We start from the raw sequence: 14,205 nt of genomic DNA, 5'->3' as shown, positions 1-14,205 counted from the left end.
TAAAGAAATGACTACTATATATAGTTTAACTCATCATGAAATTTTTTTCAAACCTCAGGAGAGTAATTTATAGTCAAAAATTGACAATAATAGGTGATTATGGTCAATTAAAACAAAATTAGCAAGTAACTTTATAATTCATAGACTACCTTTCCATTTATAAATGTCTTTTCTACCACGCTTCTGGGATCAAAAGGATGACCGCTCCACAATACCAAATCCGCGTCCTTGCTTTCATCAATCGTTCCTAACTGCTTTTCTACCTTTAAGATTTTCGCTGGATTTATTGTTAACATTTTTAGCAAATTTTCTTCTTTGGCTCCATACCTTAAAGCAGTAGCTGCTTGTATTGAAGCGTGTTCTAAATGTGTTACTGGATGATCACACATCAACGCTGCCAAGATACCCTTCTGATTAATAATTTTTATCGACTCAAACCGCATATCCCTTGTTTCCAACTTTGTTCTAAAACCCAGTAGAGGGCCCAAAATCAATGGAATATTTTTTTCTTTAATAAAATCAGGAATTTTATAAGCCTCTGTAGCATGTTCAATAACAAGATCAAATCCAAATTCTTCAGATAACCTTATCGCCGTTAAAATATCGTCTTTTCTGTGTGCATGAATTCTCGCTGGAATTTGCTTATTTAGAACTTTCTCACCAATTTCAAATTTAATATCAGTCTCAGTGAAAGGCTTCCCTTCTTTTTCTGCTGATTTCTTCTTTTCAATATAGTTTCTAACTTTTGTAAAATAATCTCTAATTATTGCCGCATTCCCTAACCTAGTAGAAGGAGTTTTATTGGTAGAACCATAGACTCTTTTAGGATTTTCTCCTAAAGCCATTTTAAGACCAGCTGGTTCTCTTAAAATTGCTTCATCGGTTATTTGAGAATTTAATTTAACTATAGCGCCTTGTCCTCCAATGGGGTTTGCACTACCTGGTACGATCATAACTGTTGTAACGCCTCCAGATAGAGCTCTCTTTATTGCAGCATCTTCAGGATAAAAGGCATCAATCGCCCTAACTTGTGGGGTAACAGGGTCTGTCGCTTCATTTCCATCTTGGTAAGCTGCTCCAACACCTTCTTCAAACAGGCCAATATGGGAATGAGCATCGATAAATCCTGGAAAGATATACTTGTTTGTTGCATCTATCACCTCGTCTGCTTTAACTTGTAGATCTTTCCCTATTTGCTTGATTGTACCATCTTCTATCAAAATATCTCCAACAAAAGGTTCTCTGGAAATAGGATAAATGTATCCGTTTTTCAATAAAAGTGTTTTCATAAAAATATTCCTCCTTTAAGTATTATTCTTTTGCTAATGCCTTTAGAAAGCTTCTTTAGCGCCCCTTCGCCCCGCTCCCCACCCTCTAAGGAAAGAAAGCCGGGCCCATTCATCCCGCTCCGCACCCATTTTTTAATTAGAAAAAAACGAAATTTATATATATTGCTGAAATTAAAATATTCCCCAATACTATTATTAAACCATATTTTGCAAATTCCCAAAATGAAATTGTTTTCCCTTTAAATTGTGTTAAAAAACCTAACGCTATAACATTTGCTGAAGCAGCTATAGGAGTTAAATTCCCTCCTAAACAAGCTCCTAAAGATAACGAATACCAAATAGGATCAAAATTAGTAAAAATGGAAGACTCAGAAATAGTTAATTTTTCAATGACAGGTATCATTGCAGCTGTTAAAGGGACATTATTCATGAAACCAGTAAAGAAAGAAGATATTACTAGAATAGAAAAACTAAAAATAAGTAAAGAATTACCAGTAAAATCGACCAAAATGTTAGAAAAAATACTAATTATACCAGTTTCTTCAAGTGCTCCTGCTATTAAAAATAAAGCGAAGAAAAATAAAATATTTTCCCATTCAACCTTGGATAATGTATCTTTCAAATCTTCTGGCCTAAGAATAAACAACGAGAAAAAACCTGCAGCTAAAGCTACAGTTGAACTTTCTAAATTAAGTTCATGCTGTAAAGCAAAAGCTACTATAACTGCGCCAAACAAAAAAATTGACAAAATGAATTCTTTTTTATTTTCTACAATGTGAGATACATCAAAATTTTTAACCGCTTCTTTATCTATTTTAATTGATAAATCTTTTTTGAAGAAGTATATCAATAAGATAATGACGAATATTAAATTAACTATTGTGATAGGATACATAATAAGCGCAAACTCTGTGAAAGAATAACCTGCCGCAGAGGCAATCATAATATTAGGAGGATCTCCAATTATTGTTGCCATGCCTCCAATATTGGATGCAAAAATTTCCCCTAAAATAAACGGTAAATAATTAATTTTCAATGAGTCAGTAATAGCAAAAGTCATTGGAATAAAAACTAAAATAGTTGTAACGTTGTCAATAAATCCGGAAAATAAAGCAACCAAAAAGATTAAAGAAATGAATAAGGTGTATGTATTGTTCCCAAACAATTTTAACATCGAGAGGCCTAGAAATGTAAATATACCAGTCTTTCTTAAAGTTTCCACAAACACCATCATTCCTAGCAACAATAAGAGAGTGTTAAAATCTACATACTCTTTTATAGCACCAATTTGATCGGAGAACACACCTGCGCCTAATAGAAATATAGCCCCCAACATAGCAATAAGAGTTCTATCTATTTTCTGAAAAACCATTCCTAAAACAACTATTATGAAGACTATTAAAGATGTTATAGCATATATTGACATATAATTCCTCCGAAAGGCAGTCATACTTTTTTACGTATTTTTTAGGGAATTTAGTTTCCCCAACTAATTATAGTTTAAAAAAAAGGCAAAGTCAAATATATATAAATTTCCTTGTAATTCACATTGCAGGCGTTTAATACAGTGATGGACGTTAATCAGTCTTCTGTTGTATAATTGTATAGAAGATATAAAGGTTGGTGAAGAAATGATTTTTATAAAATTTATCGTTTTAATTATTCTCTATTATTTGCTTATTTATACGATTAGTAGATTTCTTTTAAAAAGAAAAGGTGTTTACTTGGGGAATTTAATTTTAGGAATATTCAGTATCGCCATTTCAATCTTTCTCATTTATCTTTCAACAATAAACTTCCAACAAGCAGGATTTCAAGTAGGGCATTTAAAAAAAGGATTTTTTATGGTTCTAATTTCCTTTATTTTAATATTGGGATCAATAGTTAGCATGAGGAAGATGTCTTATTCTGATCTCATGAATATTCCTTACGGAAATTTCAAAAATAACAAAATTATATTATTACATGTTTGGTTAGTCGTGGGGCCAGCAGAAGAATTGTTTTTTAGAGGCTTTATCCAAGGAAATTTAAGAATGATTCTACAGGGTTCAATTTTTTCTATTGAATTTGCAACGATCATAGCAACTATATTTTTTGTTTTAGCCCACTTCAACAACCTTTTCTTTGGCAGAGAAAATATAAAACAATTTATAAGTCTTTTACCGGGAAGAATCATAATGGGATTAATTTTGGGATACACCTTTCAAATTACAAATAGCTTGATCTATCCCATTATAATACATACCCTCTCAGATGGACTTACTATCACTTACTTAATTATTTTAAAGAGAAGATTCATAAATAATTATCACTCTTAGATAACAAGTGATTAAATATTTTATTATGTTTAGATTTAGTATACATATGATCTTCTATTATAGCTAAAAATAAAAAAGAACATTTTTTTAAAAAAGTCTTGACATATTCGATTCTTTGGTTGTATAATTTTAATGAAAAGAATAAACTATAATAGACAAAAATAAGGGTAGAGAGCGGAGCGAAGAGGTGCTAAGACAAATTTATAAGTTTCTAAAGATGAGAAAAAATAGTGAAAAAGGAGGCGATGACAAATGTTAGAAAGAAGAAGAGACGATAGATACGATAGAGAAGATTTGTTATCCCCATTTGATTTTTTCAACAGAGAGTTTGAGGATTTCTTTAGATCATTGCCCTTTGGAACAACGTCACGAGGAGAGATGGATGTTTATGAAACCGACAACGATTACATTGTAGAATGCGAATTACCAGGTTTAAACAAAAAAGATATAAAAGTTCAATTGAACAACGATCTATTAACAATATCCGCAGAAAAAAAAGAATCCGATGAAGTAAAGACTGGAAACGTGTATAGGAGAGAAAGATACTTTGGTAGAATTGAACGATCCATAAGGCTTCCAGAGTACATTGATAAAGATAAAATTAAAGCTGAATATGAAAATGGAGTTTTAAAATTAACTATACCAAAAGTTGAGTCAGCTAAAGGTGAAGGAAAAGAGATCAAAATTGAATAAACATCATAATATTTAAGAAAGCAGGCGCAAGCCTGCTTTTTATAATTTTAAGTGCAAAACATCGCAAATAAATTTCCTTAATAAATCTTAATTATGGTATAATAAAATATAAAAGAAGAAGACATTAAGCTAAAAGGAGGAGATACCCATGGAGCGCATAGTGAAATTTAACCTTGGAGAAAAAGAGATTGAAATAACTGATTTGACCCCTTTCCCAATCTTGCTTTGTGAGTTCTTGTACGAAGGAGATTTTGAGTTAATGAAGGCTGATTTAAAAAATAACCCAAAATTTATTGAGGAAACAAAGAAAATTGAAACACTTGTGGAACACTTGCCCGGTTTAACTTCTAACTTTGTGATTTATCCCTTCGTTCTTTCCGAATTTTTGTCTTACTTTTCTGAATTCAAAATTAATTACTCCGATTTGGTACATATATCTTTGAACGGACTATTCGATACTGTTTTATTAGAAGCTGACAAAAAGAACTTCGATTTCGTGAAAGATGTAATCCATTTTATTCTCAAAATTGATCCCAGTTTCGCTCCTGCCTACGAATTAATGGGTTCAGTTTTAGTAGAAAAAGGTGAAATGGAAGAAGGGGAAGAGTATTTAGAAAAAGCTGTTAAATTAGACCCTTGGAATATAGCAGCCTTGTCTGAATTAGGTGAATTATACTTTAATTTAGGCGAATACGAAAAGGCCGCTGATATTTGGAAAAAAGAGTTAGAGCTTTCCCCCAACAATTATGTAACCTACTTCATGATTGCTGATGCTTACATGCAAAAAGAAGATCATGAAAAAGCCGCCCACGTTTTAGAAAAATTTCTAAATAGATTCCCGAATAGTGTATTGGGTAAGTATGAGTTAGCTACTATATACGAGAAGTTATCGAGAATTACTGAAGCAAATGAGCTCAAAGAGGAAATTCTGAATACAACACCTGAATATTCTACCGACATAGAGGTATGGTCAAAAGTAATGTTTGAAAATGGTAAATATAAAGAAGTTCAAAACTTTTTAGAAAAATATATAGACCAAGATAAAGAAAATGAACATTTCAAGTTGTTATTAGTTATACCCTACTTAAAAGTTAAAAAATTTGATGAAGCCAAAAATATATACCAAGAAATAAAAGATAAGTACATGTGGTACATCTATGGACTCGAGGAAATTCTGAATAAAAATTTAACGAAAGAGGAAATGGAAGTAATAGAAAAGGTGTAAAAAATCCTACGCAAAAATAAAAAGGTTCTAATTATCCTTTTATCTTATATAATTGTAAATATTTTTGTCATACTCACTTCTCCTAATTGGCAAAACATTCTTTTTGCTAACAGCCTCTTGTATATAGGGCTATATGATTATTTTGCCTTTATCATACCAGATTTAGGAATAATAGCTATTTTAGTGATTGCATTACTCAACTTTGAATCCATTAATCTTCTGTATATGATTACTATCTTTTTTATCACTTTTTATTATTGGAGAAATGGGAAAATGGGTTTTGGGGACGTGAAATTTCTATCAGTTCTTTCTCTTCTGTTAGGCATTTATATATTTCCTCTGATAATCGTCAGCATAATTCTAATCATTTTATCCAACACAAAAAAGAAAGTCACTAAGGTTCCACTTGGTTTTTATATAATGTTGAGCACATTCATCTTATATATTTTTAGGGGGTTTTATAATACTTTATGATATTTTCACCTCTTTTATAGAAATTCCAGGTATTTTTATCTCCCTCTGCATAATATTTTTAATTATCCAGCTAATAAGAAGGAAGAAAATATCTTTTCCTCTTCTAACTCTTTGCATTGTAATATATATATTTTCTTCTGGATGGTTTGCAAAAATAATCGTTTTACCTTTAGAAAATAGATATCCGCCTGTGGATGTTTCTCAGTTGCATAATACTGAAGAAAAAGGAGCAATAGTTATACTCGGGGGTGGAATAATTCCCGAAACTCCAAGAAAAGGATCAGGGGAGTTATCCGATAGCGCTATGAAAAGGGTATATGAAGGTTTCTTACTTTACAAAAATTTACAGTTTCCTATAGTTGTAACTGGTGGAAAACTCTTAGGTACCGAGATATCAGAAGCTCAAGTAATGAAAGAAGAATTATTAAAAATGGGAGTTGAACCAAACGATATTTATGTAGAACCACTCGCCAAAAACACAAAACAAAATGCGGAATTTACGCTTAAACTATTGGAAGTCGATGAAGTACAAAGAATATATTTAGTAACCAGCGCAATACATTTAACAAGAGCTATGAATTATTTCGAAAGTTACACAAACATCGATGTTGTCCCTGTTCCTACAGATTATAAGATTTCCCGAGAAGAATTGAAATGGTATGACTTTTTACCAGATATGAGATTCCTAGAAGCAACTTCTTCTGCCTGGCATGAATACTTGGGATTGGTCAAATTTAAGATCGGTGACTAAAATTAAGACCAAGCCGACCAAAGAAGGGGGCGGGCTGCATGGGCAAATGGGGTTAGACTCTTTTATCCTTATAGGGCGGGCTGCATGGGCAAATGGGGTTAGACTCTTTTATCCTTATAGGGCGGGCTGCGGGGCGAAGGGGCGCAACGTAATAAACTTTCAAAGGAGGATCACAAATGGCTGAAAACAACAAAACACCTTACGAGTTTACCAATTATATAGTAAACGCATTGAAATTATCACCTTCAAATACCGCGATACTGTGTGTTGATTGTCAAAACGGATTTACCGAAAGGTGCCCTACTGAACTTCCAGTAGCTGGAACAACTGAAGAGTGGATAGATCAGGTTAACGAATTTTTAAATTTAATCAAAGATAAAGATTTTAAGATCTTTGCCAGTATGGATGATCACCCTGAAAATCACATCTCTTTTGAAAAATGGCCTCCTCACTGTATAAAGGGTACCTATGGAAACCAACTATTTATAAACACTTATGATTTCATAATAAAAAAAGGCGAAGAAATAGATGGAGACAGCTATTCAGCATTTTACAAAGACATTGAAAAAAGAATTGAATCGGAATTAGACGAACTTTTGAGAAAGCACAAGATAGAAAATTTAGTTGTTTTAGGCTTAGCGGGAGACGTATGCGTAATAGCAACGATAGAAGATGCGTTAAAAAGAGGATATAGGGTATTCCCAGTAAGTGAATATATAAAAGCTGTTAACAAAAAGGATATTAAAGAAATTGTTGAAGAAAAATTTGGTGTAATAATCTAGAGTTGAAAAAAATACGGGGAACAACCCCGTATTCTTGGTCGGAGCGACTGGATTTGAACCAGCGACCTTCAACACCCCATGCTGACGCGCTACCAACTGCGCTACGCTCCGATTTACTTCAGAAAAATTATATCATATTTTTGAATGAACGTCAAATTTTTAGGAAACATTCCGCTTTTTCATTTGATAAGGGATGAATAAGTAAAATATTCCAAGTATGCTAGTTATTATTCCAAAGACCAAGAACAAACTTTTCAAGGAAAAAAATGTTGCCATTATCCCCGCAAAAGCATAAGAAAAAGGTCTTAACGAATTATCTATCGTTGATCGCAAAGCAAAAACTCGTCCCCTTGTGTTTTCAGGGGTAATTCTTTGAATCAAAAGATTTTCATTAATATTTCCTATCTCAGTCATAACACCTAACATCAACAAGACAATCAATACGTAAATATAACTGTTAACTATACCAAGAGAAGCCAGAAATACTCCTGCCAAAACCGAGGATAACATTAGTGCTACGTACTTCATTTTTATCTCTTTAATGGATGATAGAACTAGGGCGGAAATAAAAGAGCCTGCTCCCAACATCGTTTGCATAATTCCATACTCCCCAGGACCTACTTTCAGTATCTCACTAGCCAATACAGGTAAGAAAACGAATATAGTAGTTCCAAAAAAATCATCTAATGTCTCTAAGGTTATCAACCCTTTAAGTTGAACATTGGTCCATATCACTTTGAAACCATCTTTTATATCTGAAAAAATCATCCCATTTTTTTCTGCTTCTTCTTTTTTTCTACCTTTTTCTTCTGCTTTTATGAACATTTCAGAAACTGCCGAGAAAATAAAAGTCAACCCATCGATTAAAATTGCCCATTTTATTCCCACTAAAGACACAATCACACCGCCGATAGCCATTCCAATAAGTTGAGAAAGTCTATCTGTCATTGAAATCATGGCATTAGCTTGAGAAAGCTCATTATCGTTTACCATAATCGGGATTAAAGACAACAACGCAGGACCGAATAAAGTACCACAGATCTGTAATCCAAAAATGGTTATTATCAATACCCAAATTTGATAGAAATATGTTCCAAAGAAAATACCCAGTAAAATAAGGATTCCGCCACTGATTAAATCTGTTATCACAAGGATATTTTTCTTTTTCCATCTATCTGCCCAAACACCTGCAAAAGGAGAAAATATAATATTCGTAACAGCAATAGTACTTAAAACAGTACTAACCGCACCTACCCCACCTATCTCAGCTGCAGCTGACCAAAGAATGGCGATAATAAAAATAGCAGATCCGACACTGGATACTAGCCTACCGAAAAAAAGAAGTAGAAAATTACGGTTTTTTATTAGAAGATTTAAACCTCCGGTTGAATCTGACATTTTATCTCCCCCTTTAAGATTTTGAATACAAACATAAATATTCTAAAAAGATTATAATATATAACTTTAAAAATGTCAAGTATTTTATTAAAATTTTTAAAGTTATTGATTGATTTGCATAAAAAAGTAACTCCCGCATGCTACTTCGGGAGTTATCTATTAAGAGAAGATATTATTCCAAAACAAGAAAATCAATTTTGTAAAAACTAAAAAATATTATAAAATTAGACATAGAAAGAAATTTGAAATATTTTCTTTTTTGTAAGAAAGGTGAACACAAGATGGGTTCTTTTTTATGGGTACTTGAATCAACCGAAAAATACAGATTTCCTTACAGGGTAACTATTAGAAAAGAAGAAAAAATAATATTATCACTATTTGTCCAGGACAAATGGCCAGGTGCTGGTAAGCATATTTTTTGCATGAGAGACACAGAAAAATCATCGAGCAATTACCAAGAGATTGAAAGAGTTCCGATTATATCGTTAAATCGATATGGAAAAAGGTTGTCGGTAGTTCTTGACAGAACCCAAAACAAAAGATGTGATTTTCTCTTTTTAAAAAAGAAGTATAAAAATAAAGAAGGAGAATACGAACAGATATTTTGGAGAACAGAACAAGGGCTAAAAGAACATCGTCCTAAAGTTAAACTAACAGCGAAGGGGGATCATCATCTTCATATATTGATCGACATAAATGAGAAATATCCATGGAAATTCGCCAATTGTAACGTTGAAAGAGCTCAGCTCAAAGCCGGCGATTATGCCTTACTAAGTGAAAGCGGGATAATAGCGGTTGCTGAAAGAAAAACCTTTAACAATTTTATTGCAGATATTGGAAATTTGTCACTTTTACACATGAAACTTGGAGAATTAGCTAAGTACAAACATTCTGCTTTCGTTGTTGAAGCAAATTACTCTGATTTTTTGAATCCTAGCAAGCTGAAGGTGTACACACCATCCTATTTATCTAAAGTTTTAGCAGAGATTTTTGCTTATCATCCTGGTTTTCAAATAATATTCGCTGGAAATAGAAAATTAGCAAATGAATGGACGTTACGGTTCTTTCAAGCCGTAATGTCACATGAAAAGGACAACATCCCTACTATTGTTTCAGAAGAAGCATCTAAATATGAAACTAAAAAAGACTTTACCGGGGGTATATACTACGATATAAGACGAGAAATACTTGAAGCTACTGAGGATACTTTCACTATAAATAAACTAAGAAAAAAATTCCCATTAACTTCTGACACTAAGATTAGAAAAGTATTGAACGATCTAAGAGAAGAAGGTTATATAGAAAATTTTGGCAAAGGCAAAAAAAGTGTGTGGAAAAAAACATAGATTGGGGATATATTTTATAAAAAAAGAAAAAATGATTTTATCGAGACTCGATTTTCACACTTCTTCACTAACAGGTTTAGGATTAAACATTTCTTCTGATGCGATTTTTAAAAAGAGAATAATTACAATAACCGCTGCCCGCCCCATAGAATTAGTGAAGTGTTTTCTTTGGACCGGGACTTTGCCTTGGGCTTCCTTCAGATTCCACCTCACGATGGACACCCTTGCCTTCGACTAGTGGTTCCCGCTACCTGGCCCACAGCGGACTTTCACCGCTTAGCTATTGCCCATTCTGGGCGCACTTGAAAAACGTCCATTTAGGGCGTCTTTTCAGAAATTAGGTTCTCTTACTAACATAATAGCTAATTAGTCTTTCATACAACCAACTGACTTTCTATTATTTCTTTGTAAAGGGGAGAATTTTTTAGTAACTCTTCATGAACTCCTTCTCCTCTTATCTCTCCATCTTTTAATAGTATCACTTTGTCTGCTTTTCTTATCGTCGATAGTCTGTGGGATATTATAATCAAAGTCATCTCGTACTCTTTCAATTCATCGAATATTTCTTCTTCTGTCTGTGAATCTACACCAGACGTTGCTTCATCCAGTATCAATACCTTTGGTTCCCTTATCAATGCTCTTGCTATCGCTACTCTCTGCCTTTGCCCATCTGATAGCTTACTTCCCCTTTCTCCTACTACAGTATCGTATCCTTCATCTAAAAGTCCTATGAATTTATCTACCTTCGCTTTCTTTACCGCTTTCATGAATTCTTCTTCAGTGAATTCATCATCAAGCATTATGTTTTCTTTGACCGTCATGTTGAATAAGGGTTCGTTACCTCTGACTAACTTTATCTTTTCTCTGATTTCTTGTAATTTGTAATCTATTATGTTTTTATTCCCTAATAGTATTTTACCGTTTGTGGGATCGTACAGTCTGACAAGAAGACTCACCATAGTACTTTTACCGGATCCACTTGTTCCTACCAACGCTACCTTTTCGTTTTTGCCAAAGAAGAGATTTATGTTTTTCAAAACTATCTCGTCTCTGTATTTGAATGAAACGTTTTTGTATTCGATGTTGTAATCCTCGGGGAAAAGATATATACCATCACTTTCCTCTTCAGGCATATCGAGGATTTCAAAGAATCTTTCAGCTAGAGGTTCAGCCCGTTGTAATTGGACCAAATTTTCATTTATGATTCCTATGGGTTCGTATATCCATGGCACAAAAGAATAAAAAGCTATTAAAGTTCCCAAAGACATGTTCCCTCTTATCACAAGTAATCCTCCCAATCCTAATATAATCACAGGAATTACATAACTGATAAAAAAGGCTATATTTAAAATGGTTATTTGAAATATCCCTGCTTTAGTCGCCTGCATAGACCAATTTTCCGCATCCTTGGAAAATGAATTTGAAAAGTATTTTGTTTTCCCAAATACTTTAATAATTAATTGACCATCTAACTTTTCTTTTATAGAAGAAGTTAATTTTCCAAAAGATTTTCTTTCTATTTTTGAATAATTCTGCAATTTTGTTTGTGAACTTCTGATAATAAGCCAATAGAAAGGTAAAGAAGCAAGTACTATCAAAAATAATTGCCAATTCAGATAAGTCAGTATAGCAGAAGTAACTATTAAATTCAAAAAGTTTAAACACATGGTTGGTAATACAAGGGCCATTGTATAAGAAGTTTCATCAATATCAGACAATAACCTACTCATTATATCCCCAGAATCCATCTTAGAATAATCAACAAATTTTGAGTTTTGAATCTTATTATAAAGGTTTATCTGTTCGTTTTTGATAGTAATAAAATTAACTTTTCGATGATAAGTATTGAAAAAATAATTGAAAACTCTTTCTAAAGCTACTACACCGATTAAAAAGACAAGGAAAAAAGGCAGTATGTTAATTCTTTGAAAAGATATTATATCGTCGATTAAATACTGAATGAAAAAAGGTCTCAAAGCTGCTAATACCAAAGTAGCAATACCCAAGAGAAACATGAAAATCATGTACTTTTTATAATTTTTTATACCATATCTTATCAATCTTCTTGTGTACAAACTCATACCTTTACCTCCCCCTATAAATGAGTTTTTTTCTTTAGAAATTCTAAAAGCCTGTATTAGCGCCCTTCCCCCGCTCCCCACCCATAAGGAAGGGTACATATAATTCCCCGCTGCCCACCCATTTAAGGAAGGTGGAAAGAGGTTCCCTGTTCCCCACGGCACCGATCTAAGGAAGGAAAAATAGGGTCCTATACTCTCCACCCATATTCTTTTACTTTCACAATTTCCTTATGTTTTCGAGATAAACCTGCCATAATTCTTCAGATAGTAAATCATAAGCCGTGTGATAAGATTCTACCTTTTTAATTTTTTTCAGTGGTTTTCTCAACATTTTTATAACCCCCTTTAATTATTTTAAACTGATTTCAAATATTTCAGAAAAATTATACCAGAATAAATAAAAATTGTCAAGTAGAGAATAAAAAAATTCAATAATTTTTATATTTTTACTAAAAATTTTTGATTTAACGAATTGTATTGAGATTTAAAATTAGTGTATTTAGCTGTTTAATGAAAAGAGATAAAATAAATTACAAATAAGATTCAGGAGGAGTAAGTGAATGTTAGAAAACCAAATTGGTTTAGCTCCGATGGCAGATTATACAGATTACCCTTTTAGAGAGATTTGCAGAAGATTTGGAGCCGAGTTTACTTTTACAGAAATGATTTCAGTAGATTCTATAATAAGAGAAAATGAAAAGGTTGAAAAAATGCTTCCCCAGAAGGGTGAGGCTAATATAGGCGTACAACTTTTTGGCAACGACCCAACAAAATTCGTCGAGGCAGCTAAAGCTGTCCAGAGTTTAGCTAGTTGGATCGATATAAACGCTGCATGCCCAGTTAATAAAGTAGTGAAAAAAGGTTCAGGGGCAGCTTTATTGAAAAATCCAATATTATTAGGGGACATAGTTTTTAATTTAAAAAAGAGTATAGATTTGCCTGTTGGAGTAAAGGTAAGATTAGGATACGATCAAATAAATATAGAAGAAGTAGCTCAAACATTGGAAAAAGCAGGTTCTGATTATATTATTGTTCATGGTAGAACCAGGTCACAAATGTATAGTGGGATCGCAAATAGAGAAGTAATAAAAAAGTTAAAGAAGAAGATCACCATTCCTTTAGGGGCTAGCGGAGATGTGTTTAGTAAAAAAGATATAGATGATTATTTGTTGAATTATGGTGCGGATTTTGTTTTAGTTGCAAGGGGTGCTATCGGTAATCCATGGATATTTACAAAGAATAATTATAATCCGACTATAGATGAAAGAATCAATACTTGCTTAGAACACTTGAAACTTATGATTGAATTCTATGGTTCAGAGGTTTACGCAGTAAAAAAATTCAGAAAAGTATTGATGAAATACTTTTCTGGTATTGAAGGCGCAAAGGAAATAAGAAGAAATTTACATCTACTTTTATCTTATAACGATGTCGCCGGTCTGGTTTATAAAACATTAAAACATTAATGATCAGGCTATTTCATCAAGTAGTATCCCTTGAACATCGTTTAGGGCTTTGGCAAGTTTAACAGAGACTTCAGGTGGTATCTGCCTTATAATTTGCTTGCTATCTTTATCTATAATTTTTACAACAATAATATCCAAATCCCTTTCTATTTCAAACTTTGCCTCTCCTTTGAAAATATTTGATAACTTTTTTAATCTATCTTCTATTATTTTTGTGACTTTGTCAAGTTCATCTGGCATAACCTCTTCTTTTTGGATCGGCTGATTTGAATTTTCAGGATTTCTCAGATTGGCGTTCGCCATTTGAATTTGCTGCCTATTAGATATAGGATTGTTAATGGAAAAATCTTCTTTGCCCCCAATATTTGATATTCCCATAATA

General features: G+C 32.8%; 14 protein-coding genes and 1 tRNA gene. 7 read left to right on the top strand and 8 right to left on the bottom strand.

Annotated features, from left to right (window positions below; genetic code table 11):
• Positions 1–131: 131 nt before the first annotated feature.
• Both X929_RS06010 and X929_RS06005 read right to left on the bottom strand, forming a co-directional pair.
• The gene (locus X929_RS06010; protein ID WP_103067130.1) at positions 132–1,289 is read right to left on the bottom strand and encodes an amidohydrolase; all 1,158 of its coding nucleotides are present in this window, start codon (positions 1,287–1,289) and stop codon (positions 132–134) included.
• Positions 1,290–1,425: 136 nt separating this feature from the next.
• Positions 1,426–2,715: an ArsB/NhaD family transporter gene (locus tag X929_RS06005; protein WP_103067129.1), complete on the bottom strand. Its 1,290-nt coding sequence runs from the start codon at positions 2,713–2,715 to the stop codon at positions 1,426–1,428.
• Between the two features lie 166 nt (positions 2,716–2,881).
• Between X929_RS06005 and X929_RS06000 the strand changes: the two genes are divergently transcribed.
• From X929_RS06000 to X929_RS05990, 3 genes are all read left to right on the top strand, one after another.
• Complete coding sequence (locus tag X929_RS06000; RefSeq protein WP_103067128.1) at positions 2,882–3,607, top strand: CPBP family intramembrane glutamic endopeptidase; 726 nt, start codon at positions 2,882–2,884, stop codon at positions 3,605–3,607.
• A gap of 252 nt (positions 3,608–3,859) precedes the next feature.
• Positions 3,860–4,300 carry an Hsp20/alpha crystallin family protein gene (locus X929_RS05995; protein ID WP_103067127.1) on the top strand — a complete coding sequence of 147 codons (441 nt, stop codon included), beginning with the start codon at positions 3,860–3,862 and terminating at the stop codon, positions 4,298–4,300.
• A gap of 148 nt (positions 4,301–4,448) precedes the next feature.
• Positions 4,449–5,525, top strand: a complete 1,077-nt coding sequence (locus X929_RS05990; RefSeq protein ID WP_103067126.1) for a tetratricopeptide repeat protein — start codon at positions 4,449–4,451, stop codon at positions 5,523–5,525.
• A gap of 468 nt (positions 5,526–5,993) precedes the next feature.
• Here the strand turns inward: X929_RS05990 and X929_RS09870 are convergent, their stop codons facing one another.
• The gene (locus X929_RS09870; protein ID WP_281255430.1) at positions 5,994–6,116 is read right to left on the bottom strand and encodes a hypothetical protein; all 123 of its coding nucleotides are present in this window, start codon (positions 6,114–6,116) and stop codon (positions 5,994–5,996) included.
• A gap of 88 nt (positions 6,117–6,204) precedes the next feature.
• Between X929_RS09870 and X929_RS05985 the strand changes: the two genes are divergently transcribed.
• Entirely contained in the window at positions 6,205–6,750 is a 546-nt protein-coding gene (locus X929_RS05985; protein WP_170149401.1) for a YdcF family protein, read from the top strand.
• Positions 6,751–6,926: 176 nt separating this feature from the next.
• The gene (locus tag X929_RS05980; protein ID WP_103067124.1) at positions 6,927–7,532 is read left to right on the top strand and encodes an isochorismatase family protein; all 606 of its coding nucleotides are present in this window, start codon (positions 6,927–6,929) and stop codon (positions 7,530–7,532) included.
• A gap of 35 nt (positions 7,533–7,567) precedes the next feature.
• Here the strand turns inward: X929_RS05980 and X929_RS05975 are convergent.
• Both X929_RS05975 and X929_RS05970 read right to left on the bottom strand, forming a co-directional pair.
• Positions 7,568–7,643: transfer RNA gene (locus X929_RS05975), tRNA-Pro, on the bottom strand.
• Between the two features lie 48 nt (positions 7,644–7,691).
• On the bottom strand, positions 7,692–8,930 hold the full coding sequence (locus tag X929_RS05970; protein WP_103067123.1) for an MFS transporter: 1,239 nt from the start codon (positions 8,928–8,930) through the stop codon (positions 7,692–7,694).
• 281 nt (positions 8,931–9,211) lie between these two features.
• Here X929_RS05970 and X929_RS05965 point away from each other — a divergent pair, with 281 nt between their 5' ends.
• Complete coding sequence (locus tag X929_RS05965; RefSeq protein ID WP_103067122.1) at positions 9,212–10,276, top strand: ERCC4 domain-containing protein; 1,065 nt, start codon at positions 9,212–9,214, stop codon at positions 10,274–10,276.
• A 54-nt stretch (positions 10,277–10,330) separates the two neighbouring features.
• Here X929_RS05965 and X929_RS09690 read toward each other — a convergent pair whose 3' ends face one another.
• The gene (locus tag X929_RS09690) at positions 10,331–10,489 is read right to left on the bottom strand and encodes a hypothetical protein (RefSeq protein ID WP_169924974.1); all 159 of its coding nucleotides are present in this window, start codon (positions 10,487–10,489) and stop codon (positions 10,331–10,333) included.
• 161 nt (positions 10,490–10,650) lie between these two features.
• Complete coding sequence (locus X929_RS05960) at positions 10,651–12,357, bottom strand: ABC transporter ATP-binding protein (protein ID WP_103067227.1); 1,707 nt, start codon at positions 12,355–12,357, stop codon at positions 10,651–10,653.
• Positions 12,358–12,917: 560 nt separating this feature from the next.
• Between X929_RS05960 and X929_RS05955 the strand changes: the two genes are divergently transcribed.
• Complete coding sequence (locus X929_RS05955) at positions 12,918–13,823, top strand: tRNA dihydrouridine synthase (RefSeq protein WP_103067121.1); 906 nt, start codon at positions 12,918–12,920, stop codon at positions 13,821–13,823.
• Positions 13,824–13,826: 3 nt separating this feature from the next.
• Here the strand turns inward: X929_RS05955 and X929_RS05950 are convergent, their stop codons facing one another.
• A complete protein-coding gene (locus tag X929_RS05950; RefSeq protein WP_103067120.1) occupies positions 13,827–14,201 on the bottom strand; it encodes a flagellar protein FlaG in 375 nt (124 codons plus the stop codon).
• Positions 14,202–14,205: the final 4 nt, after the last annotated feature.

This window comes from Petrotoga olearia DSM 13574 (assembly GCF_002895525.1).
Taxonomy (GTDB): domain Bacteria; phylum Thermotogota; class Thermotogae; order Petrotogales; family Petrotogaceae; genus Petrotoga; species Petrotoga olearia.
The sequence above is the reverse complement of the archived record's forward strand: the minus strand, read 5'-3'. Positions and strand labels throughout refer to the sequence as shown.